The 23,602-nt window shown below is 58.7% G+C and carries 26 protein-coding genes and 1 tRNA gene; 12 read left to right on the top strand and 15 right to left on the bottom strand.

Going from position 1 to position 23,602, the window contains the following annotated elements; all coding sequences use genetic code 11:
* Positions 1 to 59 precede the first annotated feature (59 nt).
* On the bottom strand, positions 60 to 1,418 hold the full coding sequence (locus OLX72_RS01790; protein ID WP_368073730.1) for a c-type cytochrome: 1,359 nt from the start codon (positions 1,416 to 1,418) through the stop codon (positions 60 to 62).
* Between the two features lie 394 nt (positions 1,419 to 1,812).
* On the opposite strand from OLX72_RS01790, the gene rpsA reads away from it, so the two are divergent.
* From rpsA to trpB, 6 genes are all read left to right on the top strand, one after another.
* Positions 1,813 to 3,492, top strand: a complete 1,680-nt coding sequence (rpsA, locus tag OLX72_RS01785; protein WP_433989655.1) for a 30S ribosomal protein S1 — start codon at positions 1,813 to 1,815, stop codon at positions 3,490 to 3,492.
* 296 nt (positions 3,493 to 3,788) lie between these two features.
* Complete coding sequence (gene ihfB / locus OLX72_RS01780; RefSeq protein WP_114869119.1) at positions 3,789 to 4,070, top strand: integration host factor subunit beta; 282 nt, start codon at positions 3,789 to 3,791, stop codon at positions 4,068 to 4,070.
* A gap of 8 nt (positions 4,071 to 4,078) precedes the next feature.
* Complete coding sequence (locus tag OLX72_RS01775) at positions 4,079 to 4,429, top strand: lipopolysaccharide assembly protein LapA domain-containing protein (protein ID WP_114869120.1); 351 nt, start codon at positions 4,079 to 4,081, stop codon at positions 4,427 to 4,429.
* Between the two features lie 29 nt (positions 4,430 to 4,458).
* Positions 4,459 to 5,106 (top strand): phosphoribosylanthranilate isomerase, encoded by a 648-nt coding sequence (locus OLX72_RS01770; RefSeq protein WP_114869121.1) that lies wholly within the window; start codon positions 4,459 to 4,461, stop codon positions 5,104 to 5,106.
* Entirely contained in the window at positions 5,103 to 5,552 is a 450-nt protein-coding gene (locus OLX72_RS01765) for an N-acetyltransferase family protein (RefSeq protein ID WP_433989654.1), read from the top strand. The genes OLX72_RS01770 and OLX72_RS01765 overlap by 4 nt, the downstream gene beginning before the upstream one ends.
* A gap of 15 nt (positions 5,553 to 5,567) precedes the next feature.
* Complete coding sequence (gene trpB, locus OLX72_RS01760) at positions 5,568 to 6,800, top strand: tryptophan synthase subunit beta (RefSeq protein WP_114869123.1); 1,233 nt, start codon at positions 5,568 to 5,570, stop codon at positions 6,798 to 6,800.
* 164 nt (positions 6,801 to 6,964) lie between these two features.
* On the opposite strand, the gene OLX72_RS01755 is transcribed toward trpB, so the two are convergent.
* Positions 6,965 to 7,315, bottom strand: coding sequence for a cytoplasmic protein (locus OLX72_RS01755; RefSeq protein WP_114869124.1), 351 nt, complete (start codon positions 7,313 to 7,315; stop codon positions 6,965 to 6,967).
* 199 nt (positions 7,316 to 7,514) lie between these two features.
* On the opposite strand from OLX72_RS01755, the gene OLX72_RS01750 reads away from it, so the two are divergent.
* Positions 7,515 to 8,408: a LysR family transcriptional regulator gene (locus OLX72_RS01750; protein WP_114869125.1), complete on the top strand. Its 894-nt coding sequence runs from the start codon at positions 7,515 to 7,517 to the stop codon at positions 8,406 to 8,408.
* A 187-nt stretch (positions 8,409 to 8,595) separates the two neighbouring features.
* On the opposite strand, the gene OLX72_RS01745 is transcribed toward OLX72_RS01750, so the two are convergent.
* The 5 genes from OLX72_RS01745 to OLX72_RS01725 all read right to left on the bottom strand — a co-directional run bounded on the left by OLX72_RS01745 (position 8,596) and on the right by OLX72_RS01725 (position 12,738).
* A complete protein-coding gene (locus OLX72_RS01745) occupies positions 8,596 to 8,967 on the bottom strand; it encodes a DUF2237 family protein (RefSeq protein ID WP_114869126.1) in 372 nt (123 codons plus the stop codon).
* Positions 8,968 to 8,977: 10 nt separating this feature from the next.
* On the bottom strand, positions 8,978 to 10,141 hold the full coding sequence (locus OLX72_RS01740) for a serine hydrolase domain-containing protein (protein WP_433989653.1): 1,164 nt from the start codon (positions 10,139 to 10,141) through the stop codon (positions 8,978 to 8,980).
* A gap of 76 nt (positions 10,142 to 10,217) precedes the next feature.
* A complete protein-coding gene (locus tag OLX72_RS01735) occupies positions 10,218 to 11,258 on the bottom strand; it encodes a DUF2332 domain-containing protein (protein ID WP_433989652.1) in 1,041 nt (346 codons plus the stop codon).
* Entirely contained in the window at positions 11,255 to 11,959 is a 705-nt protein-coding gene (gene pth / locus OLX72_RS01730; RefSeq protein ID WP_433989651.1) for an aminoacyl-tRNA hydrolase, read from the bottom strand. The genes OLX72_RS01735 and pth overlap by 4 nt, the downstream gene beginning before the upstream one ends.
* Positions 11,960 to 12,081: 122 nt before the next feature.
* Positions 12,082 to 12,738 carry a 50S ribosomal protein L25/general stress protein Ctc gene (locus OLX72_RS01725; RefSeq protein ID WP_114869129.1) on the bottom strand — a complete coding sequence of 219 codons (657 nt, stop codon included), beginning with the start codon at positions 12,736 to 12,738 and terminating at the stop codon, positions 12,082 to 12,084.
* A 150-nt stretch (positions 12,739 to 12,888) separates the two neighbouring features.
* On the opposite strand from OLX72_RS01725, the gene OLX72_RS01720 reads away from it, so the two are divergent.
* Positions 12,889 to 14,040 carry an MFS transporter gene (locus OLX72_RS01720; protein ID WP_114869130.1) on the top strand — a complete coding sequence of 384 codons (1,152 nt, stop codon included), beginning with the start codon at positions 12,889 to 12,891 and terminating at the stop codon, positions 14,038 to 14,040.
* Here OLX72_RS01720 and OLX72_RS01715 read toward each other — a convergent pair whose 3' ends face one another.
* On the bottom strand, positions 14,041 to 14,676 hold the full coding sequence (locus OLX72_RS01715; RefSeq protein WP_114869131.1) for a sulfotransferase family 2 domain-containing protein: 636 nt from the start codon (positions 14,674 to 14,676) through the stop codon (positions 14,041 to 14,043). It lies immediately after the preceding gene.
* Between the two features lie 23 nt (positions 14,677 to 14,699).
* Positions 14,700 to 15,866, bottom strand: coding sequence for an alpha-hydroxy acid oxidase (locus OLX72_RS01710; RefSeq protein ID WP_433989650.1), 1,167 nt, complete (start codon positions 15,864 to 15,866; stop codon positions 14,700 to 14,702).
* Between the two features lie 137 nt (positions 15,867 to 16,003).
* On the opposite strand from OLX72_RS01710, the gene OLX72_RS01705 reads away from it, so the two are divergent.
* Both OLX72_RS01705 and OLX72_RS01700 read left to right on the top strand, forming a co-directional pair.
* Positions 16,004 to 17,152, top strand: coding sequence for an Acg family FMN-binding oxidoreductase (locus tag OLX72_RS01705; RefSeq protein WP_433989649.1), 1,149 nt, complete (start codon positions 16,004 to 16,006; stop codon positions 17,150 to 17,152).
* Positions 17,145 to 17,600 (top strand): MarR family winged helix-turn-helix transcriptional regulator, encoded by a 456-nt coding sequence (locus OLX72_RS01700; RefSeq protein ID WP_433989648.1) that lies wholly within the window; start codon positions 17,145 to 17,147, stop codon positions 17,598 to 17,600. The genes OLX72_RS01705 and OLX72_RS01700 overlap by 8 nt, the downstream gene beginning before the upstream one ends.
* Here OLX72_RS01700 and trpA read toward each other — a convergent pair.
* Positions 17,597 to 18,388: a tryptophan synthase subunit alpha gene (trpA, locus tag OLX72_RS01695; protein ID WP_114872099.1), complete on the bottom strand. Its 792-nt coding sequence runs from the start codon at positions 18,386 to 18,388 to the stop codon at positions 17,597 to 17,599. The genes OLX72_RS01700 and trpA overlap by 4 nt on opposite strands.
* Before the next feature lie 184 nt (positions 18,389 to 18,572).
* Between trpA and ychF the strand changes: the two genes are divergently transcribed.
* Positions 18,573 to 19,670, top strand: a complete 1,098-nt coding sequence (gene ychF, locus OLX72_RS01690; RefSeq protein ID WP_433989647.1) for a redox-regulated ATPase YchF — start codon at positions 18,573 to 18,575, stop codon at positions 19,668 to 19,670.
* Between the two features lie 30 nt (positions 19,671 to 19,700).
* Here ychF and OLX72_RS01685 read toward each other — a convergent pair whose 3' ends face one another.
* Entirely contained in the window at positions 19,701 to 19,901 is a 201-nt protein-coding gene (locus tag OLX72_RS01685) for a hypothetical protein (RefSeq protein ID WP_114869135.1), read from the bottom strand.
* 273 nt (positions 19,902 to 20,174) lie between these two features.
* On the opposite strand from OLX72_RS01685, the gene OLX72_RS01680 reads away from it, so the two are divergent.
* Positions 20,175 to 20,264, top strand: a tRNA-Ser gene (locus OLX72_RS01680).
* Between the two features lie 357 nt (positions 20,265 to 20,621).
* On the opposite strand, the gene OLX72_RS01675 is transcribed toward OLX72_RS01680, so the two are convergent.
* From OLX72_RS01675 to OLX72_RS01660, 4 genes are all read right to left on the bottom strand, one after another.
* A complete protein-coding gene (locus OLX72_RS01675) occupies positions 20,622 to 21,140 on the bottom strand; it encodes a hypothetical protein (protein ID WP_433989646.1) in 519 nt (172 codons plus the stop codon).
* Positions 21,141 to 21,550: 410 nt separating this feature from the next.
* Positions 21,551 to 22,636 carry an adenylate/guanylate cyclase domain-containing protein gene (locus tag OLX72_RS01670; RefSeq protein ID WP_114870843.1) on the bottom strand — a complete coding sequence of 362 codons (1,086 nt, stop codon included), beginning with the start codon at positions 22,634 to 22,636 and terminating at the stop codon, positions 21,551 to 21,553.
* Between the two features lie 9 nt (positions 22,637 to 22,645).
* Positions 22,646 to 23,026 carry a group I truncated hemoglobin gene (locus tag OLX72_RS01665; protein WP_162798281.1) on the bottom strand — a complete coding sequence of 127 codons (381 nt, stop codon included), beginning with the start codon at positions 23,024 to 23,026 and terminating at the stop codon, positions 22,646 to 22,648.
* Positions 23,023 to 23,586 carry an OsmC family protein gene (locus OLX72_RS01660; protein ID WP_114870845.1) on the bottom strand — a complete coding sequence of 188 codons (564 nt, stop codon included), beginning with the start codon at positions 23,584 to 23,586 and terminating at the stop codon, positions 23,023 to 23,025. The genes OLX72_RS01665 and OLX72_RS01660 overlap by 4 nt, the downstream gene beginning before the upstream one ends.
* Positions 23,587 to 23,602: the final 16 nt, after the last annotated feature.

The raw sequence follows: 23,602 nt of genomic DNA, 5'->3' as shown, positions 1-23,602 counted from the left end.
CGTGTCTTTCCGGCTTGGTCGGGTTGAACTGAGTCGGCACCAGAGTGCGGGTTTCGAAATCACTCTGGCGTGGTGCTGGTCTTCAGGAACGCGATCAGGTCGGCGCGGTCGGCGGCGGATGTGATGCGTTGCAGCGGCATTTTCGATCCGGGAATATAATCATCGGGGCCGTGATCGAACAGCAGATCAATGGTGGTTTCGGACCAGATGATATCCGAGGTTTTCAGCGTGTCCGAATAGGAATACCCGTCGATCGTACCGGCGGGGCGCCCGAACACCTGATACAGTGTCGGCCCGGCGCGGCGTTCGCTGTCGGGGCCCAGCGTGTGGCAGATCGAACATTTGCGCTGGAACTGGCGTTCGCCATTGCTCATTTCTTCGGGCGGGGTCTGATAGCTGCGTTGCCCGGCGGCCATCTGGTTGGCCTTGACCATATTGTTCACCGGCCAGCTGTACATCGCATTGTCCAGCCCGCCCGCGTGGATGTTCTGCCCGTCCGGTGAAAATGCCAGCGCCCAGACCGGCCCGCTGGTCGAGGCCTGGAAATCATCCGCGACCCGCCAGTTTTCCGTATCGACCATCATGATATAGCCCTGACCATCGCCCACCGCGATCCGCGCGGTTCCGGCGTGCTGGGCCAGTGCCAGTATCGGGCGGTGACCCAGCGTGAAATCGCCCAGAACTTCTCCGTCTGGCAGGGACAGCACGCGGGTGCCGCCATCAACTGCGCCATAGGCGATCCAGTTGTCATCAGGGGCCAGTTCGATCGCATTGATGCCGAACCCGTGTTCCACCAGCAGCCGTTCCACCGCGCCTGTCGCCGTGTTCCACACCCGCAACGTGCCATCGCCGGACGCGGTAATCAGCTGTGTGCCGTCGCCTGAAAACACGACATCGTTCACGATATTGCCGTGGCCGCGCATTTCCACCGGTGGCGCATCGCCCTTTAGCGGCCAGACCCGCGCGGTTCTGTCCCAGCTGGCCGAGGCCACGTATTTACCATCCGGTGACACCGCCAGTTGCAGGATCTTCGCTGCATGCCGCCCCAAGAGCCGCGAGGTGCCTGCCGCGCTGTCCCACAGGCGAATGGAATAATCATCCCCCGCCGAAACCACCCTGCCATCGCCCAGATAGACAACCGCATTCACCGCCGCATCATGCCCGTCCAGCCATGTCGGCGCCCCGTTGCGCCACAGCCCGACGGTGTTGTCAAAACTGGCCGTCAGGATCGTACCGTCACCGGCCGCCGCGATGCCCTTGATCGGGCCGCCATGGCCCTTGAGGGTATAGAATTCCTGCGCCCCGGCGTGCCCCGAAGCGGCGAATAGAAACAATGCCGCGCCACATATGGCGCGCCAGCCCGGTAACGCAGGCCGGAACCGTGCCTGCGGCGGGATATTTGCATCTGCTTTGGTCACATTACCATCAAGTGGACTGCCCGAACCTGAACCTGCGTAACAACGCCAGTAACGCCAGATATTACATCAAGTTCCGGCTTCGGTCTATCGGTTGCAAACACAGACGGCGCGGCCCTGCCTGTCGCGGCGCTGCGCTGGTGTATTCACCCGCCGATCCTTGTGCCGGCGCAACCTGGCCAACATGGCCGAACCCCCTTGCCAACAAGGCAAAGCTGACCTATACCCCGCCTCGTCTAAGCGGCGGTCCAGATCGCAGACATATATGAGCAGGGTCGGGGGAATACGCCGGCCCTTCGTTTATTTGGACCAAAGCCCGTGACCAACTGAAACCCAAAGACCGGCGGAGACAACCGTTCGGCCCGTATAAACGCTAGATTAGGAAACCAGAGACCACATGGCTCAATCAACATCTATGGACGAATTCGAAGCCCTTTTGAACGAAAGCTTCGAAATGGACACACCCGAAGAAGGGTCTGTCGTTAAAGGCAAGGTCATCGCGATCGAAGCGGGACAAGCCATCATCGACGTCGGCTACAAAATGGAAGGCCGCGTTGAACTTAAAGAATTCGCAAATCCCGGGGAAGCTCCTGAAATCGCCGTTGGCGACGAAGTAGAAGTGTACCTGCGTCAGGTCGAGAACGCGCGCGGCGAAGCCGTTATTTCGCGTGAAATGGCCCGCCGCGAAGAAGCCTGGGACCGTCTGGAAAAAGCCTACGAAAAAGAAGAGCGTGTCGAAGGCGCGATCTTTGGTCGTGTCAAAGGCGGCTTTACAGTCGATCTGGGCGGGGCGGTTGCGTTCCTTCCCGGTTCGCAGGTCGATGTGCGCCCGGTGCGCGATGCCGGCCCGCTGATGGGTCTGAAGCAGCCGTTCCAGGTTCTGAAAATGGACCGCCGCCGTGGCAACATCGTTGTGTCGCGTCGTGCCATCCTTGAAGAATCCCGTGCCGAACAGCGCGCCGAAGTCATCGGCAACCTGACCGAAGGCCAGGAAGTCGACGGTGTGGTCAAGAACATCACCGAATACGGTGCGTTCGTTGATCTGGGCGGTGTTGACGGCCTGCTGCACGTTACCGACATGGCATGGCGCCGTGTGAACCACCCGTCGGAAATTCTGACAATCGGTGAAACGATCAAGGTGCAGGTCATCAAGATCAACAAGGAAACCCACCGGATTTCCCTTGGTATGAAGCAGTTGCAGGAAGATCCTTGGGATCTGGTGGCTGGCAAGTACCCGCTGGGATCGACCCACACAGGCCGCGTGACCAACATCACCGACTACGGTGCGTTTGTTGAGCTGGAACCCGGTGTCGAAGGTCTGGTGCACGTTTCGGAAATGTCGTGGACCAAGAAAAACGTACATCCCGGCAAGATCGTTTCGACCAGCCAGGAAGTCGAAGTCATGGTTCTGGAAATCGACAGCGCCAAGCGCCGCGTTTCCCTGGGTCTGAAACAGACACAGCGCAACCCGTGGGAAGTGTTTGCAGAAACCCACCCCGAGGGCACCGAAGTCGAAGGCGAAGTCAAGAACATCACCGAATTCGGTCTGTTCATCGGTCTCGAAGGCGACATCGACGGCATGGTTCACCTGTCCGACCTGAGCTGGGACGAGCGCGGCGAAGACGCGATCCAGTCCTATCACAAGGGCGACATGGTGCAGGCGGTCGTGTCCGAAGTGGATGTGGAAAAAGAACGCATTTCACTGTCGGTCAAAGCCTTGGGCGGTGACAAGTTCGCAGAAGCGGTGGGCGGCGTGAAACGCGGATCGATCGTGACCGTGACAGTAACGTCGATCGAAGATGGCGGCATCGAAGTGGAATATGAAGGCATGAAATCCTTCATCCGCCGCTCTGACCTGTCGCGTGATCGTGCCGAACAGCGCCCCGAGCGGTTCAGCGTGGGTGACAAGGTTGATGTGCGCATCACCAATGTCGACGCGAAAACCCGCCGTCTGGGCGTGTCGATTAAGGCGCGCGAGATTGCAGAGGAAAAAGAAGCTGTCCAGCAATACGGCAGCTCGGATTCCGGCGCATCGCTGGGCGACATTCTGGGCGCGGCCCTGAAGGGCGACGAATAAGACCTGACGCCATTCCGGCGTTGAGTGATACGGCCCCGCACATCGCGTGCGGGGCCGTTTTTTATCGCGAATCGTTTTGGTCAAAAACGGTGGCGCCGCAACGCGGCATTCAACAATCGGTGCCCAACTTGGCGCTTTGATGCCTTCACATGGTAGAATGTGACCGGATTTCACGCGTATAAGGCATTATTTTTGCTACATTATCGTGCTTATTGTTTCCGCGGCGCAGGTTTGTTCCTATAGTTTGAAAGAACTCGGAACGAAAAAAAGAAACCACACCTCGGGGGGACCAACCGATGATCCGGTCGGAACTGATTCAAAAAATTGCAGACGACAACCCGCACTTGTACCAACGGGATGTCGAACGAATTGTGAACACGATCTTTGACGAGATCACCAATGCAATGGCACGGGGCGATCGTGTCGAACTGCGCGGTTTCGGCGCGTTCTCTGTCAAGAAACGCGATGCGCGCGTCGGGCGCAATCCGCGCACTGGCGAAACAGTGCAGGTCGAGGAAAAACACGTGCCGTTCTTCAAGACCGGAAAACTGCTGCGTGACCGTCTGAACGGAAAGTAAAACAGGTAATGCGCTATATCCGCTATGCGTTTCTGGCCACTCTGGCCATTGTTCTTGTCTGCCTTGCGCTGGCCAATCGTACGCACGTCACGGTCAGCACGATGCCCGAAGGCCTGCCCGATCCGCTGGGATTGCGCCACAGTGTCGATCTGCCGCTGTTTGTCATCATTTTCGGCGGCATCGTGGCGGGGCTGATCATCGGATTTGTCTGGGAATGGATGCGCGAATACAAACACCGCGCCGAAGCGACACGCAAATCACGCGAGGTGCGCAAGCTGGAGCGTGAAGTGACCAAGTTGAAAGGCGAGAAGCACGAGGGTAAAGACGAGGTGCTTGCCCTGCTGGAAGACGCACGCTGACCCGCAACCGATCAAAGGCCACCTGACAGATGACATCCCGGATCCGCGTAAAATTGTGCGGCCTGACACTGCCGTCGGATATTGCCGTGGCGGCCAAATCGGGCGCGGCCTATATCGGGTTCAACTTTTTCCCCAAATCGCCGCGCTATGTCGATTTTCAAAAGGCGGCAGACCTTGCGGCCGCTGTGCCCGCTGGCATCTGCAAGGTTGCGCTGACGGTCAACGCGGACAATGCGATGCTGGATGCGCTGACGACGGCTGTACCTGTCGATATGTTGCAACTTCATGGCAGCGAAACGCCCGAGCGTGTGGCCGAGATCAAGGCGCGTTACGGTTTGCCGGTGATGAAGGTGATCGGCGTGGCCGATGCCGGTGATCTGGAGGCGCTGGATGTCTACAACCGTGTGGCCGATCAGATCATGGTGGATGCCAAGCCGCCAAAGATGGCCGAATTGCCGGGCGGCAACGGTCTGGCCTTTGACTGGCGCCTGATTGCCGGGCGCCGCTGGCCGGTGCCGTGGATGCTGGCCGGTGGTCTGACCGCTCAGAACGTCGCCGAAGCGATCCGGATGACAGGCGCTGTTCAGGTCGATGTTGCCTCGGGCATCGAAAGCGCGCCGGGGATCAAGGATCCTGCGAAAATCGTGGCGTTTCTGGACGCCGCGCACGCGGCATGAGCGTGGTGTTCAGGTTGGCCGGGGTGGCGGATGTGCCCGCGGTCGTGGCCCTGTTGCGCGATGACATGCTGGGGCAGGCGCGCGAAGGGCTGGACATGGACGACTACATTGCCGCCTTTCACCAGATGCAATCCGAAGGCCACAATCATCTGATTGTGGGCGAAAGTGATGGCCGGATCGTAGTGACCTATCAGCTGACATTCATTCGCGGCCTGTCCCTGCGCGCCGCGCGCCGCGCCCAGATCGAAAGCGTCCGGGTGGCGAGCGACATGCGCGGCCAACAGATCGGTGAGGCGCTGATTGGCGATGCCGAAAACCGCGCGCGTGCCGCCGGATGCAGCCTGATGCAATTGACAATGAACGCGTCGCGCACCGATAGTGCGCGCTTCTACCAACGCGTTGGGTTTACCCCTTCGCATATCGGGTATAAACGCGACCTGACGTGATCTGCGGAGGCCAAAATGGCAAATGATCTTTTCAATTCTTTCATGACGGGGCCGGATGAAAACGGCCGCTTTGGCGACTTTGGCGGGCGCTTTGTGTCCGAAACGCTGATGCCCCTGATCCTGAGCCTTGAGGAAGAATACGAAAAGGCCAAGACAGACGAAAGTTTCTGGGCGGAAATGAACGATCTGTGGACCCATTATGTGGGTCGCCCCAGCCCGCTTTATTTTGCCGAACGGCTGACCGATCATCTGGGCGGCGCCAAAATCTATATGAAGCGCGACGAGTTGAACCACACAGGCGCGCACAAGATCAACAACGTGCTGGGCCAGATCATTCTGGCGCGGCGCATGGGCAAGACCCGGATCATCGCGGAAACCGGTGCCGGCCAGCACGGCGTGGCCACCGCAACCGTCTGTGCGAAATTCGGGCTGAAATGCATCGTTTACATGGGCGCGCATGATGTCGAACGTCAGGCCCCCAACGTGTTCCGGATGAAACTGCTCGGGGCCGAGGTTGTGCCCGTCACATCGGGGCGCGGCACCCTCAAGGATGCGATGAACGATGCGCTGCGCGACTGGGTGACCAATGTGCGCGATACGTTTTATTGCATCGGCACGGTGGCCGGCCCGCATCCCTATCCCGCGATGGTGCGCGATTTCCAAAGCATCATCGGCAAGGAAGTGCGCGACCAGATGACAGCCGCCGAAGGCCGCTTTCCCGACACGCTGATCGCCGCGATTGGCGGCGGATCAAACGCGATGGGCCTGTTCTATCCGTTTCTGGATGACAAGGAGGTCGGCATTATCGGGGTCGAGGCCGGCGGCAAGGGCGTCAACGCCAAGATGGAACATTGCGCCTCCTTGACCGGTGGCCGCCCCGGCGTGCTGCACGGCAACCGCACCTATCTGTTGCAGGATGATGACGGGCAGATATTGGAAGGCTTCAGCATTTCCGCGGGTCTGGATTACCCCGGCATCGGGCCGGAACACGCCTGGCTGCACGATATCGGACGCGCGCAATATGTGTCGATCACCGATGTCGAGGCGCTCGCGGCGTTCCAGCTGTGCTGCACCATGGAAGGCATCATTCCCGCGCTGGAACCCAGCCACGCACTGGCCCACGTGATGAAGATCGCCCCCGACCTGCCCAGGGACCACCTGATCTGCATGAACATGTGCGGCCGCGGCGACAAGGATATCTTTACGGTCGCCCGTGCGCTGGGGTTTGAAATGGGCGAGTTTGCTTAGGGGGGTGTGAAACACGCCGGGTTTTGCGTCTGTCTAAGGTACGGTTGGACGCCCACCGTGAACAAGGGCTTTGAGGCGATGCTGTTGAGGCAGCGTACCGTACCGCGGGCTTGTCAGCCAACCACCCTCGGTTGACTGACGGACAGTCGCAAACGTAGAAAACGCTACTCCTTCAATTCGATCATGATCACATGCGTGGGCGTGGCACCGACGTTTTCGCCGACATGGGTCTGCGAATTTGAGAATAGCACATCACCTGCGGCGAATTCCCGGATCATCGTCTTCCCGTCTGGAAGCGTGATCAGACGCTTAAACGGACTAACCGCGTAGAGCACGAAATCGGGGTGATCGTGTTCTTTTGTTATGTCGCCAGGCGCATCCAGGTACTCGAGGACACGAACCCGTTCATTTTCAAACCGGACACTGTATTTGTCGGCATCGGTTTGGATTGGATCGGCGGCATGGGCGACCGACGCACACAAAAGCAGGGCCGGAACTGAAACGATCTTTGTCATTGCGATGTTCCCTTGTTTGAGCGAGCAACTAAAATCCTGTGCCGTTGGTACAGAATTCTTTGATGCTCGCATTGGATTGAAACTGACCGGTCGACCGGTCTGAGAAGAACATACCGTATCGCTATGCGATCTGTGATATGCTATTTTGCGCAATGGTGCTGCAGTATCGCGGTACCGGCGCGCTCTTGGCACACCCATCATGTACGATTGGAACGACCTGAAACACCTGCTTGCTGTTGCGCGGCACGGCAGCACATTGGCTGCCGCGCGTTCACTTGGAGTCAACCAGTCAACCGTACAGCGACGCATTGCGGAGCTCGAACGCAAACTCGGTTGCGCGTTAGTCGAGCGCCATCAGAGTGGCTACCGCTTGACTCAACTGGGAGAACATCTGCAACCTTTCGCGGAAAGTGTCGCGTCAGCGGCGTCGGCATTCGAACACCACGCCAAATTAGAGGACACTTCAAAATCGGGCTTGCTGCGGCTGACCTGTCCTGAGCCGATCGCCGCCCGGCTAACCAACAGCGGGTTCACCAACCGTTTTCACACCGCGCATACAGACATACATATCGAGTTCGTCCTGAGCGACAGGTATGTCGATCTGTCGACGGGTGAGGCCGATGTAGCACTGAGGTCCGGCGATACCGAAGATGGCGTTCTGGTGGGGCGGAAAATTGCGGACTCGATCTGGGGTATCTATGCCAGTCGAACCTACGTTGCACGCGTGCGGGTGCCGCAGTCTATTGAAGATTTGGCGGCCCATCCGCTGATCGGATTCGACGAGAAGATGCAGAAACACCGTTTGTCCATCTGGCTTTCCCGGGTGGCACCCGATGCGCAATACGCAGCGCGCAGCAGCAGTGTTCTGGGTCTGGTTTCAGCCGCGAAATCCGGTGTCGGCATTGCCCCTCTGCCGGTTGCTTTAGGAGATGCCGAACCCGATTTGATACGTGTCATCAATCTCGTGCCGGAACTGACAAGGGCATGGCGCATTCTGTGTCATCCTAACGTTCGGCAAACCCGGCGCGTGGTATTATTTTTTGATTTCGTCCACGCTGAAATAGACAACCTTAAACCGGTATTGACCGGTTGACGAGTCGATGCTGAGTTTTGCCGACGTGGCAACTTGGAATTTGAAGCGTTAACTGGCCACGGCGCTGAAAAACCTCTCCGCATTGCAGATACTCCCGCAGGAATGGCGATGGCTCTGCGCGCAGCGATGTAGCTACGGGCGGCACCCTGACAGGGGCAGGTTGACGGCGCGTGAGCGGACCGTGCGCTTAGCCCGCGCTGTACTGGCGCAACACCTCAAGCGGAACAATCGCCAGCGCGCGTTTGTGGGTCGCCGCCAGATTGACCTGCGGCGCGCAGCCTTCGTCATGTGCCTGAAGAAAGCGGCTGGCGCACAGGCACCACGCATCGCCGTCTTTCAGACCGGCAAAGCCGAATTCGGGGCGCGGTGTGCTTAAATCGTTGCCGACATATTTTGAAAAGGCCAGAAATTCCACCGTCATGATGGCGCACACGGTGTGCGAGCCCTGATCGGCGGCGCAGGTGTTGCAGTGGCCATCGCGGAAGAAACCGGTCATCGGGTCGGTGCCGCAGATCAGAAGCGGGCCGCCCAGTACGTTTATGCTGTCGTCCTTTTCCATGTCGTCCCCCCTAAAGGCTGTTTGCGATGGTGCGGAACATGGCGACATTGGCGTCATTCACACCGTCATCGCGAAAATTCCGGTCGGCCCCCGTGGTCGCGATCACCACGCCGCTGTTCTGGTTGACATAGACGTACTGGCCGTAAATTCCACGCCCCATGAATTCACCCATAGGCGCGCCCTTGGGCACCCACCACTGATAGCCATAGCCGATTGCGTCGGCTTTCGTCGGGGCGCTGGGCGCGGTTGACGCGGCAACCCAGTCGGCCGGAACGATCTGTTGCCCGTTATAGCGGCCGTTTTGCAGAAACATCTGGCCAAAGCGCGCATAATCCCGCGTGGTCAGGTTCAGGCCGCCCAGCACAAAGGCCGTGCCCGCGCCATCGGTGATGTAAAGCGGCGACTGTTCCAGCCCCAAGGGTGCAATCACCTTTTCCGACAGCAGATCGGGAATGGTGCGCCCGGTTGCCCCCCGGATCACCATGCCGATCACATGGGTATCAATCGAGACATACTGCCATTGCTGGCCGGGCGCGACAAAGGTCTCCGTCAGGTCGGCGGCAAAATCATCCATCCGCCCGCCAAGGGCCAGAACCCGCCCCATGCGGTTGATGTCGGAATTGAAGTCCAGATAATCCTCGTCAAAAGTGACGCCGCTGGCCATCTGCAACACATCCCGGATGGTCGCGCCGTCATAGGCACCACCTTTCAGCATCGGCGCGTATTGCGTCACCGGATCGTCAAGCGACGCGATCGCGCCTTCGTCCAGCAGAATGCCGAACAGGGCCGACACAAAGCTTTTGGCGACGGACCAGGATATGCGACGGTCATCCGCCGTTGTACCCAGATAATATTCTTCGAACACGATCTGCCCGTCTTTCAAAACCAGTAGCGATGTGACGGCGCGGTCTTGCACCCAGCCGGTTACTGCATCGGGCAGGGTGGTTTCCGGGCCGTAGGGCAGATCGGTTGTTGCGCCGCTGCCGCGCGGCACCTCGACCGTCAGGAACGCGCTGTCCATCGTGCTGAAATTGGCCACGATCCTGTCCGCGCTGAACAGCGAATTCACCGCCATCAGGCGGGTGATTTCGTCTTTTTTCCAGACCCCGATAACAATCGCCGCCACAAGCAGCGAAAGCAGGATCCGGCCCAGCCATTTTCCGAATGTGCGCATCTGGTGTACTTTTCTCCAGTCGGTTTTCATGCACCAGAACATGGCGCGCCGGGCGGTGCAATCCCGTGTGCAGGCGCTAGGCCCCGGTGACGCGCCAATTGACCCAACGTCCGTGAAAATCCGCGCGCCCCAAAGCCAGCGTCACATCGCCGGGCCACAGACGCAAGGTAAGTGCGGCGCCGCCCGCACCGGCATCACCATCGTTTTCATAGGCCAGCCAGGCCAGCGGGGCGCGCGCGGTCACCTTCGCGCCGGCCGCTTCGATCAGAGCGCGCCCGCGTTCTGCGGCATCGGGCGGAAAATACTGCCACGCGATGGTGTGATAGATCAGGTGCAGGTGATCCGGCGGGGCCGTGTTCAGGCGCGTTTCCAGCCAGTCGATGGCATCTCCGCGATCCACGGTGGCGTTCTGAACCGCAATGGCGGCGCGGGTCAGGCGGGCGCGGTGGGGTTGATCAGGCCACAGATAGGCCATCAGCCGCAGGGCCTGATCGGGATCGTGCGCGTTGATCGGGTTCAGATCAACGCCGCGCCGCTCTGCCACATGCAGTGCGGCAGGTACGGGCATGTCACCCTGCCAGTCCGGGGTCAGCGTCAGCGGCGCATCCGGTGGCCCCAGATGCCCGCGTGCGGTGGTCAGCCCGTAGTGATCCCACATCAGGTTCAACCCGGCGCTTGCGCCCAGTTCGGATGTGACAAACGGCAAATCATGGCGTGCCGCCAGCCAGTGACCTGCGGCAATCAAAGGGGCGCTGCGGCGCACTTCGTTGGTTTGGGGGGCGCTTTTGATCCAGTCGAGCAGGAAAGGTTCATGATCGTGCAGGGTGGCCAGAACCTGCGCACCCAGAACATCGTCGGCAACCCGCTGCTGTGGATAGACCGCCGCAAGTGCGCTGGACCGGTTGGTCAGCACCAGCGCGTGCAACCCGCCGGCAATGCGCAGTGGCAGGGACGCGCCGTTGGGGCCAGGATCACCCGGCCAGCGGGAACATAACTGCCCCAGTTCGGTATCTTCCGGCCAATCCCGAGCCAGCAGGCGCAACACCCGCCCCATAAAGCCGGAGCCCAGATTTTCACACGAGGCCGCCTGACTGAGAAACGCGGCACGCAGGCTCATCGAAACCGATCGACCAGCCGTTGCAGGGCAGAGCGGGGTTCGGATGTATCCGCATCTGGTTCGGGCGTGGTTTTCGCAGGCGTCGCCTTTGCGTCGGGTGCGCTGTCCCCCTTGCCCGATGTGCTGGAGCGGGGCGGATTGACCCGCAAGGCCACGGCATTCATGAATTTGCCGCTGTCGCCTGCGGCAAGATGGGCCGCACCGTCCGACAGGCCGCGCAACACATCCTCAAGCCAGTCCTGATCTGCCTTGGCAAAATCATGCAGGACATAGCCGGGCACCCGGTCTTTGTGGCCGGGATGGCCGACGCCAAGCCGTACGCGTTGATAGGTGTCGCCGATATGCGCGTGCATGGACCGCAATCCGTTGTGCCCCGCATGGCCACCGCCGGATTTGACCCGCACCTTGCCCGGTGCCAGATCGATTTCGTCGTGCAGCACAATCACATCCTGCGGGTCCAGTTTGTAAAACCGCATTGCTTTGCCCACCGACTGGCCGGAATTGTTCATGAAGGTTTCAGGCTTTAGCAAAACCACCTTGTCGCTGCCAAAACGGCCCTCGCTGATAACGCCCTGAAATTTCGATTTCCAAGGGCCAAAGCCGTGATCTTCGGCAATCCGGTCCAGCGCCATGAACCCGATGTTATGCCGGTTGCCCGCATATTTTAGGCCGGGGTTGCCCAATCCGACGATAAGTTTCATAGCCCGCGCCTGCCTGTCTCCGGTTTGACCCTGTCATGCCCGTAAATGGCGGGATTTTCCAGTGGTCAAACAAAAAACGGAGCCCAGAGGCTCCGTTTTCATCTGTCATGTCTGTCGTCAGATCATTCGTCGGACTGTTGTGTCGCCTCGACTTCGTCTGCAGCGACTTCTTCGGCTTCGTCCTCGTCTTCGTTGTCAGACGCGCGCAGGCCGGATGGTGCTGCGATGTTTGCGATCACAAAGTCGCGGTCGATTGTCGGCTTTGCACCGGCGGGCAGCGTGATCGACGAAATCGTGATCGTGTCGCCCACATCCAGACCGGTCAGGTCTGCGGTCAGGCTTTCGGGGATGTCGCCCGCGGTCACCTTGAGTTCAACCTCGGGGCGCACAACCGTCAGAACGCCACCGCGTTTCAGGCCGGGGCACTGGTCTTCGTTTTCAAAGTTCACGTGAATGAACAGATTGATCTGGGTCGTGCGCTTCAGGCGCATCAGGTCCAGATGCGTCGGCAGGTCTTTTACAACATCACGCTGGACGTTGCGGCAGATCACGCGCACATCATCGTGGCCGTCCATTTTCAGGTTGAACAGCGTCGACAGAAAACGCCCCTGCTTCAGCTTTTTCAGCAGGGCGTTAAAAGGAACGTTGATTGCAACGGGGTCTGCGCCACCGCCATAAACAACTCCGGGAACCATCCCGTCGCGACGAGCCTGACGAGCGGCGCCCTTGCCTGTCCCCGTACGTTCCAGGACTTCAAGATCAGGGATCTCTCCAGCCATGTTAATCTCCAATTTGATAAGGGCGGGACTCCTCCAAGGCTGTAGCCCCGCGTGAAAGCGCGCGTATAGACGGGATTTGCGGTGTTGAAAAGAGGCCGCAGCGCTCTTTTTGCTTGGCTTTGGTTCAGGGCGCGTGGCAGGTGTGGCGCCATGTCAATCAGAACCGATATCAGGATCAGCCGCGCGCCTTTGCTGGGCTTTATCGCAATCGGTCTGGTCTGGGCCGGTATATCGGCGCAAATCCCTGATCTAAAAGCACAAATCAAGGCAAGTGATGCGGATCTGGGCCTGATTTCCCTTGTTGCCAGTCTGGGCGCGCTGAGCGCGATGTGGCTGGCGCCGCTGTTTGACCGGGTGTTCAGGGCGGCATCGCTTCAGGTATGTACGGCGGCGATGGCTGTGGCTTTGTTGTTGCCGGGATATGCGCAGGGCATCTGGTTTTTCACGTTCGGGCTGATGATGGTTTCGGCGGGAACGGGAATCGCCGATGTGTTGATGAATGCGCGGATTTCGGAAACCGAAAGCGCCGCGCGCCGGTCCCTGATGAACCTGAACCATGCGATTTTTTCGTTCGCTTACGCGGGGGCCGCGATTTTGACCGGGTTTGCACGCGAGGCGGGGCTGGGCCCGGTGACGATTTTTTCGATCATCTGCGGCGCGATCCTGCTGATGTGCCTGTGGATGCGCGCGCCGCACAAAATCACGCCGCAGGATACAGTGCTGGACATGCACCCGGCGCCGCGCGGCATTGTCTGGATCGGCGGGCTGGTGGTGTTGGCGGCGCTGATGGCCGAACAGGCCACCGAAGGCTGGTCTGCGCTGCATCTGGAACGCACATTGGGGGCAGGGGCCGCCGAAGGGTCGTTCGGTCCGGCCGTTCTGGGCCTGACCATGGGGTTCGGGCGGCTGTTTGGCCATGTGCTAGCGGCGCGGGTACGCGATACGGTGATGATCACTGTGGCCTGCCTGATCTCTGCCGCAGGTCTGGCGCTGGCGGCGTTTGCGCCCAATATTCTGGTGGCCTATTTCGGGTTCGGGATCATGGGCCTTGGCATTTCCGTGGTCATGCCGCTGGCGCTGGCGCTGGTGGGGCGTGTGGTGCCGCCCGATGCGCGGGTGCATGCGCTGTCGCGCACATCGCTGATCGGATATGGTGCCTATTTCATCGGGCCAGCCATGATCGGCTTTGCATCCGAGGCGTTCAGCCTGTCGGTTGCGTTCCTGCTGGTGTCGGTCTGGCTGGTTCTGGTCGCGGCGTTTCTGGTTCCGCTTCTGGCGCGGCGGGTCGCAGTGCGCGGGTAGCTATCCCTCTACCCTGCTGACCAGATGGCCCCCTGCCTGCATGACCTGATCATAAAGCGCGAATTCCCGCGCGCGCGCCTTGCGCAACTGCGCCTCGATATCAGGATCAAGCGGGGCATGTGCGTCGGGTGATACGTTTTTCTGTTTCAGAACAATCTCTTTGCCGAACCGGTCTGACAGAAAACTGCGAAACAACGGCTGGTGATCATAGGCGAACAGGTGATGCACCAGAAGATCACCCTCTTTGTTCAGATTGCCCGATGTCAGCATATTATACTGGCTGCCGATGCCGGCAAAGGCGGGGGGATTTTTGGAAATCACTGCCAGCACAAAATCATTGAAACTGCATCCGTTCGTGCTGCGTGCCGTGCCGGCGCGGCGCGGACCGTTGCGGTATCTGTACCAGCTGCGGATCTGATCGACAGGGTCGCGGATCACCGCCACGCGGTCTGGCACCAGATCGAAAGTGTCGCGCAGAAACGGGGCGATCCTGGTGTGAAACCGCTGGGCCGTCATGTGTTTGCGCTGCTTGGTAAATACGATATCGGCGCGCGGTTTCAGCGCCATTTCCACAGCCGTCGTGCCGGTTTTGGGCACGGCAAGAAACGCCAGCGACTGATCGGAGAAAACCAACATGCCCCTGTTCTAGCCTGCCTGCGCTAGTCTTGCCAACGGCCTTCGAAATCCCGCGGAATAAGAAGATCCTTGCGGCTGAGGTTCTTGACGTCGCGGTGCCCGACCAGCGCCATTGTGAGATCCAGTTCCCTGTGGATCACATTCAGCGCGGCTGTCACCCCTTCCTGTCCCATCGCGCCCAGACCGTAGACAAAGGCGCGCCCGATATAGGTACCCTTGGCCCCCATCGCCAACGCCTTTAACACGTCCTGACCAGAGCGGATGCCGCTATCAAGATGCACCTCGACGCTGTCGCCCACCGCATCAAGGATCGCAGGCAGCATCCGGATCGAGCTGAGCGCACCATCAAGCTGACGGCCGCCATGGTTTGACACGATGATCGCGTCAGCCCCGACCTTGGCAGCCATTTTGGCGTCTTCGGCGTCCAGAATACCCTTGAGGATCACCTTGCCGTCCCACATCGAAATCAGTTCTTCGATCCGCTTCCAGTCAAGCGAATGATCAAAGGCTTCGGCTGTCCACGATGACAGCGAGCCGGGATCGGTGACGCCGGCAGCGTGGCCGACGATGTTGCCAAAGAACCGCCGTTTGGTGCCCAGCATGCCCAGGCCCCAACGCACCTTTGTCATCATGTTGGCGATGGATTTGACCGTCAGCTTGGGTGGGGCGGACAGGCCGTTTTTCAGATCCTTGTGGCGCTGGCCCATGATTTGCAGATCAACGGTAATGACCAGCGCGGAACATCCCGCATCCTTGGCGCGCGCGATCAGGCGGCGCATGAAATCATCGTCTTTCAGTGTATAGACCTGAAACCAGAACGGTTTGGTGGTGTTTTCGGCGACATCCTCGATCGAGCAGATCGACATGGTGGACAGGGTAAAGGGCACACCGAACTCTTCGGCGGCGCGGGCGGCCTTGATCTCCCCATCGGCCGATTGCATGCCGGTCAGTCCGACAGGGGCCAGCGCCACGGGCATTGCAACGTCCTGTCCGATCATCTGGCTGGCGGTAGTGCGCCCTGTCATGTCCACCGCGATCCGCTGGCGCAGGCGCAACTGATCGAAATCGGAACTGTTTTCGCGAAAGGTCTGCTCTGTCCAGCTGCCCGATTCCGCATAGTCGTAAAACATGCGGGGCGCGCGGCGCGCATACAGTTTCTTGAGATCGTCAATTGTGGTGATGACTGGCATTGAGAGCGGCCTTTTCCAAAGATTGGTAAATCTTCATTACCAATCGCCCGAATTTTTGGCAACGCGACAAATGCACTTGAAGGTAGTGCGAAGTCGTACTATATAGTGCGATATCGTATTAAATAGAGTGCTTGATCATGATCCTGTCCCGTCGAAAAACACTGGCCCTTATCGGAGGTGGATCCCTGCTGGCCGCAACCGGCGCCGCCGGTTTCGCAATCACCCGAACCCCAAAGGATGCGGTTGCGCCATGGGCCGCCGCCGGGCAGTACACCGATCCGCGCAAACGCGCGTTAAGCTATGCCATTCTGGCGCCGAACCCGCATAACATGCAGCCCTGGATCGTGGATCTGGACACACCGGATCAGGCAACCCTTTATGTCGATACGGACAGGTTGTTACCCCACACCGATCCGTTCAGCCGCCAGATTGTCATCGGGCTGGGCTGTTTTCTGGAACTGCTGGCGCTTTCGGCGGCGCAAGACGGATACCGCGTGCATTTCGATCTGTTCCCCGAAGGAACAGAGGCCGACAGCCTTGATCGCCGCCCGGTTGCCATCGCCCGTTTTGTGCCTGACACGTCGCTGGCGGAACCGGACCTGTTTGCCCAGATACTGCACCGCCGGTCTGTGAAAGAACCCTATGACACCGCGCGCCCGGTATCAGACGAAGTGCTGGCGACACTGCGCAAGTCGGTTCGCGCAACGACGGGTGTAGAAACCACAAACGACACCGCGCGGGTTGCGCAATTGCGCGATCTGACGGCCAACGCCTTCCTGAAAGAGTTCGAAACGCCCTCGGCCTACCGGGAAAGCGTCGATCTGTTCCGGATCGGCCACCGCGAAGTGAATGCAAACCCGGACGGTCTGGATTTTTCCGGTCCGATGTTCGAAGCGCTGCATCTGACCGGCCTGTTCACCCGCGAAGGATCACTGGACCGCGCGGGGTATTCCTATACGTCTGCGGTTCAAATGGTGCAGGATGTGGCGCGCACGGGCATGGCCTATATCTGGCAGGTAACGGCGACAAACACGCGCAATGATCAGATTGCCGCCGGTCGCGACTGGGTGCGCCTGAACCTTGCCGCCACAGCGATGGGGCTGGATGTTCAACCGATAAGCCAGGCCCTTCAGGAATACCCCGAAATGGCTGCTTGGTATGATGCGGTGCATTTGCAACTGGCGCCGGATGGCGGCACTGTGCAAATGTTGGGCAGACTGGGCTACGGGCCAAGTGTCGGGCACAGCCCGCGCTGGCCGCTGGAGGCAAAGATACGCAATGGATGAACAGGATGCCGGCGCCTATTTTGCGCTGTTCAATGAAATCGGCATTATCGAACAGATCAGCCGAACCTTTCTTGAGGCGCGTCTGCCGGATGGGTTGCTGGCCTCGCATTTCGGAGTGGTCAACCACCTGATACGGGTTGCGGACGGCCAGACGCCGCTGGTTCTGGCCAATGCGTTTCAGGTACCCAAGACGACGATGACACATACGCTGGCGGGTCTGGAAAAACATGGGTTGGTCGAAATGCGCCCCAATCCCGATGACAAACGATCAAAGCAGGTCTGGCTGACGCCGAAAGGGCGCAGTTTTCGCGATGAAACGATCAAACGGATGGTGCCGCTGTTTCAGGAACTGGCGCAGGACATTCCGCCCGACAGAATTGCGGCCCTTTTGCCACTGTTGCAAGAGGTGCGCACCAGCATAGATGCCTTGCGCGACCGTGTATCCTAGGCCCGGTGCGCCCCGTCCGACAGGGTTTTGACAAAGGCCAGAACCTGTTGTGGTGTTTCACCCGCCCCGATTTTTGCAACTATCGCCGACCCTACAACCGCCCCGTCCGCCACGGACGCGATCGCCTGTGATTTTTCGGGCGTGTTGATGCCGAACCCGACAATGACCGGCAGATCTGTGGCCGATTTGATCCGCGCCACTTCCGGCCCGACATCGGTGGCCGATGCCTCGGCTGCGCCGGTGATACCGGTTATCGACACGTAATAGACAAAACCGGATGTGTTTTGCAGCACGCGGGGCAGGCGTTTATCATCGGTTGTTGGGGTGGCCAGACGGATAAAGTTCAACCCCGCCTTTTGTGCCGGAATGCACAGTTCCGCATCTTCTTCGGGGGGCAGATCGACAATGATCAGACCGTCAATGCCGGCGGCTTTGGCGTCTTTCAGAAAGGTTTCGACACCGCGACTGTAGATCGGGTTGTAATAGCCCATCAGCACAATCGGGGTTGTATCGTCCTGTTCGCGAAACGCCGCCGCCATATCCAGCGTCTTCTGCAATGTCATGCCGCCTTCCAGCGCGCGCTGACCGGCCAACTGGATGGTAGGCCCGTCTGCCATCGGATCGGTAAAGGGCAACCCCAGTTCGATAACATCCACCCCTGCGGCGGGCAGGCCGCGCACCACCTCAAGCGATGTGTCGTAATCGGGATCGCCCGCCATCACATAGGCGACAAACGCCTTTTTTCCGGCAGCAGCAAGTTCGGCGAATTTGGCATCTATACGGGTCATGATCAGGCCTTTTGAAACAGTCGTTTTGCAATGCACAAAGACTGCGGGAAAATCAATGCTCGGGCGCGAAAACTCTTGCAAAGAGTTTTGACGCAGCGTTTGGAAAAAATCCCGCGGCGCGGCGTGGCTTGCGCCCGTCGGGTCTGCGCACTAGAAGCGGCCAACTGCTATCAAGGAGAGCGTAATGGGCTTTAAAATGGGGATCGTCGGGCTGCCGAATGTCGGCAAATCCACGCTGTTTAACGCGCTGACCCGCACCGCGGCGGCGCAGGCGGCGAATTTTCCGTTCTGTACGATCGAACCCAATGTCGGTGAAGTGGGTGTGCCCGATGATCGGCTGGACAAACTGGCCGTGATTGCGAAATCCAAACAGATCATCCCAACGCGCATGACATTCGTCGATATTGCCGGTCTGGTCAAAGGCGCATCCAAGGGCGAGGGGCTGGGCAACCAGTTTCTGGCCAACATCCGCGAAGTGGATGCCATTGCCCATGTACTGCGCTGTTTTGAAGACGGCGATGTAACCCATGTGGAAGGGCGTGTTGATCCGGTATCGGACGCGGAAACCATCGAAACCGAACTGATGCTGGCCGATATCGAAAGCATCGAAAAGCGGCTTCAGGGGCTGGTGCGCAAGGTTCGGGGTGGCGACAAAGAGGCCGTGGCGCAGGAGCGTCTTTTGAAAATGGCGCTGGAGGCGCTGGAAAACGGACACCCCGCGCGCACGGTGTCCGTGGATGCCGAAGACGCCAAGGCATGGAAAATGCTACAGCTTCTGACGGCCAAGCCGGTACTATATGTCTGCAACGTGGGCGAAGCGGATGCGGCAGAGGGCAACGCGCATTCCGCCGCCGTTGCCGAGATGGCGGCAGCGCAGGGCAACGCCCACGTGATTATCTCGGCCCAGATCGAGGAAGAAATCAGCCAGCTTGATCCCGAAGAGGCCGAGATGTTTCTGACGGAAATGGGTTTGAAAGAGGCCGGGCTGGATCGGTTGATCCGCGCTGGCTATGACCTGTTGCATCTGGAAACCTATTTTACCGTTGGCCCGAAAGAGGCCCGCGCCTGGACCATCAGACAGGGCACTTCCGCGCCACAGGCCGCCGGTGTGATCCACGGCGATTTCGAACGCGGATTTATCCGCGCCGAAACCATCGGCTATGACGATTTTGTCGCGCTGGGGGGCGAACAGGCCGCCAAGGAAGCGGGCAAGATGCGCGCCGAGGGCAAGACCTATATCGTCAAGGACGGTGACGTCCTGCATTTCCTGTTCAACACCTGATCGGGGTGTTTTTATTGCGGAAGCGGGCGTTTAGCGCCGCCCGCTTTCACATTCAAAGGTTGGTGGCTGCCCGGGGCCGCCACGGCACCATTTCATCAATTGGTCGTTCTGTTCCACGCTTGCCCACAGGGGCGGGATGACCGTGTTGATCGGGTCTGCTGTCGCTGAGGTCTGCGCCAGACTGCCGGTTGTAATCAGGATCAAGCCAAGTATCCGGTTTTGAATGCCCATGTTCAAATGCTCCTTTTGCCACGTCCAAGTTTCTATGGACCGGCGCAAAGCGCAAAACACATCCGTTCACTCCTGTGTTGAAAACCGTGAGCGAATGCCGGTGGCACCGCACCTGGCCGTTCCCGAAAGCGCGTCCACAGTCGCGATAAAATCCAACGATTACCCGCCGCGTCATGTGCGGCGGGTCAGTGTATTTGCCCTCACAAACCCGAATTGAAAGCCGGTACCTTTTTCGCCTTGTTTCTCGCAGGCGCGCCCGATAAACGGGTCAGCGGAGACGTGGCCGAGTGGTCGAAGGCGCTCCCCTGCTAAGGGAGTAGGCCCGGAAGGGTCTCGAGGGTTCGAATCCCTTCGTCTCCGCCACCCACCTAAGTACATGAAAATAAACACTTTTATTGCGATTTTATCGCCTATTTTCCGGCGGTTTGCACGGAGTTTTTCTGTATGGAGACGGTTCCGGGAGACGGATGAGGCGCGAATGTGGCTTGCGTCTCTGTCGGGTGCAATTCGCGGTGCGCTTTTGAGGTGAGATTTCCCTGCCAGCAGGGAATTTGCAGGGAATTTTTTCAAATTTTGCCCAATCGGGCGCGTCCAGATCTTCAATACGCAAGTGTTTTCATGTGCTTATAAGGTAATTCCCTGGAACCCGAGCAGGGAATTTGCAGGGAATTTGATTGTCGTAAGCGGCGCTTCATTTCTGAAGCCATCAACCGGGCTGACTTACACCTCAAACATCCGCTCCTGCATCATCCAGTCAAGCGGGATGCGCTGGCGCAAAATATGGTCCGTTGTGATGTTCGGCGGTAGGGTTCCATCGCGAATGGCGACCTGGATCCTGGGCGACAGAAAGGCCAGCTGGCCGCGTTTGCGGATGAAGGCGCCTGTGCAGTTCGTCTCGGCGGCGATGCTCTTCAAAGGTGTCCCATTTTTTAGAGCCTGCGCCCAGTGATGCGCCTCCCTCAGCGCCTGCGTCAGGATGGCATCGGGCGTGGGCCGGCTTTCTCCGATAACCAGCCTGGCTTCGACCCCGCGGCGGCGCAGTTGAAGCGGTGCCTGAATATCGCAAAGATCTGTGGCAAGGTCACGCTCCGCGACCCCGAGACTGGTTGCCACAACTTTCTTGTCGAGGGTCAGGCGGATCTCTTGAGGGGCGACGGTTCCTGATGCGAGGATTGTGCGCAGCAGGTCCGGGTCCTGTTTGCGCAGTCGCTGCACCAGATATTTGGCCGCTTGTTGCACCTCGCCGTCACCGCGCAGATCGGGTATTGCTCACGCAGCATTTCCCTGCAGTTGCATCAAGATTTATTGCTACGATGCAGCCAGCGTCGTAAAAGCCGCCATTCAAAGTTACCATCCTCGGTGGATTTCAACCCGAGCTTTCGCCGTCTCATGGTCGAATTCACAGTTAGCAAGAAAAGTGCCATTTCGCTACGCGCGCGGCAGTGGCCAGTTTTAGCAAGTATTCCCGCATTTGGCCGCATGTCTCGCACATAGCGTTTATGGTATCTTGCCATGATTTTGAGCCTATGAATCCATAGTATTTAAATTTTCGCTGCTTCGGCGGATCAGCCTGACAAATGGAATCGGCCTACTTCTAAAGTTTCGCCAAACGAAACATCGCTGCTGTACTGCGTGGCGATGATCTTCCCTCAAATAGTCGCTGCTATTTCTACGGTACCGCCAGGGTTGCCTTTCACTTCAGTGCTTCCTTCCCGACGCCGCCTGATGATCGACGCCACCTCGATTTCTCCGAACCCCCTCAGCGTTTCGGTTCTTTGACGATTGAAATCAAAACTGTCCTGCAACTCCTGCGAAGCGTTCTGGCAGACGGTGATCTCCATCGGCGCTGAATGGGCCTGCAAGCGTGCTGCGAGATTCACTGCTGGCCCAAAGACGTCATAGATGTACTTCTGAACACCAACGACGGACCCCACGACTTTTCCCGAAGCAACACCGATACGTGCCCGCCACTGATGCTCGTGGGTTGTATTGCGTCGCTCAAGGTAGCGGACCATCTTCGAGGCACATTTTGCGGCGGCTACTGCATGCTCTGGGGTCGCGTGTGGCAACCCTGTGATCGCAAGATAGCAATCACCAATCGTCTTGATCCGCTCGCAGCCGTAAAGTTCACCAATCCGGTCAAATGCTGTAAAGATATCGTTCAACTCAGCCACGGTGACATTGGGGTCGGCAGAAACGGACATCTCTGTGAAACCCACAAAGTCGAGCATCAGCACGCTGACCGGATCAAAGAGGCGCGGCGCGACTGATCCAAACGACATGTACTCCTCATATACTGACCGGGGCATGATATTCAGCAACAGCTTTTCGACCCGCACCTTTTCGCGTTCCAGATCGCGTGTCCGACGTTCCACAATCGCGGCGTAGCTGTCGATCATGGCCTCACTTTCATGTAGCCGAGAAACGTTCTGGCCTTCGAGAACCAAAACTTCCTTGCCATCGAGAGCGATTTTGCGGGCTTTCATCTCGATGATCAAACTGCGCCGTTTTACTTTGGCCTTCACTTCGATGCTCGTCCCATTGATCATCCCCGCCAACTCATCGGATGTCATGTCCGGCAGAGTTTCATGCAATATTGCCTCGACGCGCACATCGGCAAACCACGTCGAAAACAGGTCGTTGCAAAACAGAACGCTCCCGGTATCTGCCTCCGCTACACAGACGCCCATTGCCATCGAATCCAGCAAACCGGTGCAATTTGTATTGATCAACATATCAAGCCCTCACGCGACAAGTATTCTGCGGCGCGCCTCTATGGCAGCGATGACAGTATTCTGGTCATCCTGTGCAAAATGCGCATCGGCAAGCGTTTCATTTAGCAGCAAAACTGCCTCGTCGAATTCCACGTGGCTCAGGCGCATATGTTTGTGCGCGCTGGCAAGACGCGCATCAGAGAAATGCGCAGGACCTCCGAGCACCATCGTGAAGAACTTTGTCTGGTGATCGATCAGCTTGACCATATCCGTGTCTTCAAAGAAATGGCCGATCACATCGCTGTCGAGCACGCGATCATAGTAATCCATGATCACGTGACGCAGGATCCTGATGCCGCCATATTTGTCAAAGATCGACAAATTGCGGGATGGTTGGGCAATCGCATTCATGATGAACCGCTCCTGTTCAGATTGTTGACGGTGGTCGTGACTGTGACGTTCTGCGGATCGCGCAGGGCGAGAAACCAAGGGCTGCATTCAAGGACGTTCGCGACCAAAGCCTCAATGACCAAATCGGGTGCGCCTGATCGCACATCAAGGCTGATCCGCGTTTCACGAGGTGCAGCGCGGTTGTCACCCAGCCCAAAGATGGCAAGGTCGTCCGATACCGTCTCAAGACGCAGATCAACGCTTTGGATTTCGATCCCTTCGCGGGCTGCCGCCATTTTGACGCCAATGGCGATGCAGCCAGCGATACCCGCCTTGGCGATAAAACCGGGTCCGGGTCCGCGTGCAGCACCGCCCATTGCTGGTCCCAGATCCATCACTGTCCTGAATTTACCTTGCTGGACAGCGCAGGTCAGACCGTCTCCGACATGGGCTGTCAGTGCGTTTGTGGTAACCGCCACCGCCGGATTTGCACTCAGGCGGTCGATCACTTTGTTCTGGGCAATGCGGATCTCCGAATCCGTAGCTTGAGGTATCGCCTTGGAGGGGGTTTGAATGTTCATCTTGTTGGTCCTTTCT

This window comes from Sulfitobacter sp. TBRI5 (assembly GCF_051013555.1).
Lineage (GTDB): Bacteria > Pseudomonadota > Alphaproteobacteria > Rhodobacterales > Rhodobacteraceae > JL08.
This window is presented reverse-complemented; position numbering and strand designations above follow the sequence as displayed.

Bases quoted from the DNA above. Each gene is read 5' to 3' on its own strand.
- rpsA (WP_433989655.1), top strand. From the start codon at position 1,813: ATGGCTCAATCAACATCTATGGACGAATTCGAAGCCCTTTTGAACGAA.
- ihfB (WP_114869119.1), top strand. From the start codon at position 3,789: ATGATCCGGTCGGAACTGATTCAAAAAATTGCAGACGACAACCCGCAC.
- OLX72_RS01775 (WP_114869120.1), top strand. From the start codon at position 4,079: ATGCGCTATATCCGCTATGCGTTTCTGGCCACTCTGGCCATTGTTCTT.
- OLX72_RS01770 (WP_114869121.1), top strand. From the start codon at position 4,459: ATGACATCCCGGATCCGCGTAAAATTGTGCGGCCTGACACTGCCGTCG.
- OLX72_RS01765 (WP_433989654.1), top strand. From the start codon at position 5,103: ATGAGCGTGGTGTTCAGGTTGGCCGGGGTGGCGGATGTGCCCGCGGTC.
- trpB (WP_114869123.1), top strand. From the start codon at position 5,568: ATGGCAAATGATCTTTTCAATTCTTTCATGACGGGGCCGGATGAAAAC.
- OLX72_RS01755 (WP_114869124.1), bottom strand. From the start codon at position 7,315: ATGACAAAGATCGTTTCAGTTCCGGCCCTGCTTTTGTGTGCGTCGGTC.
- OLX72_RS01750 (WP_114869125.1), top strand. From the start codon at position 7,515: ATGTACGATTGGAACGACCTGAAACACCTGCTTGCTGTTGCGCGGCAC.
- OLX72_RS01745 (WP_114869126.1), bottom strand. From the start codon at position 8,967: ATGGAAAAGGACGACAGCATAAACGTACTGGGCGGCCCGCTTCTGATC.
- OLX72_RS01740 (WP_433989653.1), bottom strand. From the start codon at position 10,141: ATGCGCACATTCGGAAAATGGCTGGGCCGGATCCTGCTTTCGCTGCTT.
- OLX72_RS01735 (WP_433989652.1), bottom strand. From the start codon at position 11,258: ATGAGCCTGCGTGCCGCGTTTCTCAGTCAGGCGGCCTCGTGTGAAAAT.
- pth (WP_433989651.1), bottom strand. From the start codon at position 11,959: ATGAAACTTATCGTCGGATTGGGCAACCCCGGCCTAAAATATGCGGGC.
- OLX72_RS01725 (WP_114869129.1), bottom strand. From the start codon at position 12,738: ATGGCTGGAGAGATCCCTGATCTTGAAGTCCTGGAACGTACGGGGACA.
- OLX72_RS01720 (WP_114869130.1), top strand. From the start codon at position 12,889: ATGTCAATCAGAACCGATATCAGGATCAGCCGCGCGCCTTTGCTGGGC.
- OLX72_RS01715 (WP_114869131.1), bottom strand. From the start codon at position 14,676: ATGTTGGTTTTCTCCGATCAGTCGCTGGCGTTTCTTGCCGTGCCCAAA.
- OLX72_RS01710 (WP_433989650.1), bottom strand. From the start codon at position 15,866: ATGCCAGTCATCACCACAATTGACGATCTCAAGAAACTGTATGCGCGC.
- OLX72_RS01705 (WP_433989649.1), top strand. From the start codon at position 16,004: ATGATCCTGTCCCGTCGAAAAACACTGGCCCTTATCGGAGGTGGATCC.
- OLX72_RS01700 (WP_433989648.1), top strand. From the start codon at position 17,145: ATGGATGAACAGGATGCCGGCGCCTATTTTGCGCTGTTCAATGAAATC.
- trpA (WP_114872099.1), bottom strand. From the start codon at position 18,388: ATGACCCGTATAGATGCCAAATTCGCCGAACTTGCTGCTGCCGGAAAA.
- ychF (WP_433989647.1), top strand. From the start codon at position 18,573: ATGGGCTTTAAAATGGGGATCGTCGGGCTGCCGAATGTCGGCAAATCC.
- OLX72_RS01685 (WP_114869135.1), bottom strand. From the start codon at position 19,901: ATGGGCATTCAAAACCGGATACTTGGCTTGATCCTGATTACAACCGGC.
- OLX72_RS01670 (WP_114870843.1), bottom strand. From the start codon at position 22,636: ATGTTGATCAATACAAATTGCACCGGTTTGCTGGATTCGATGGCAATG.
- OLX72_RS01665 (WP_162798281.1), bottom strand. From the start codon at position 23,026: ATGAATGCGATTGCCCAACCATCCCGCAATTTGTCGATCTTTGACAAA.
- OLX72_RS01660 (WP_114870845.1), bottom strand. From the start codon at position 23,586: ATGAACATTCAAACCCCCTCCAAGGCGATACCTCAAGCTACGGATTCG.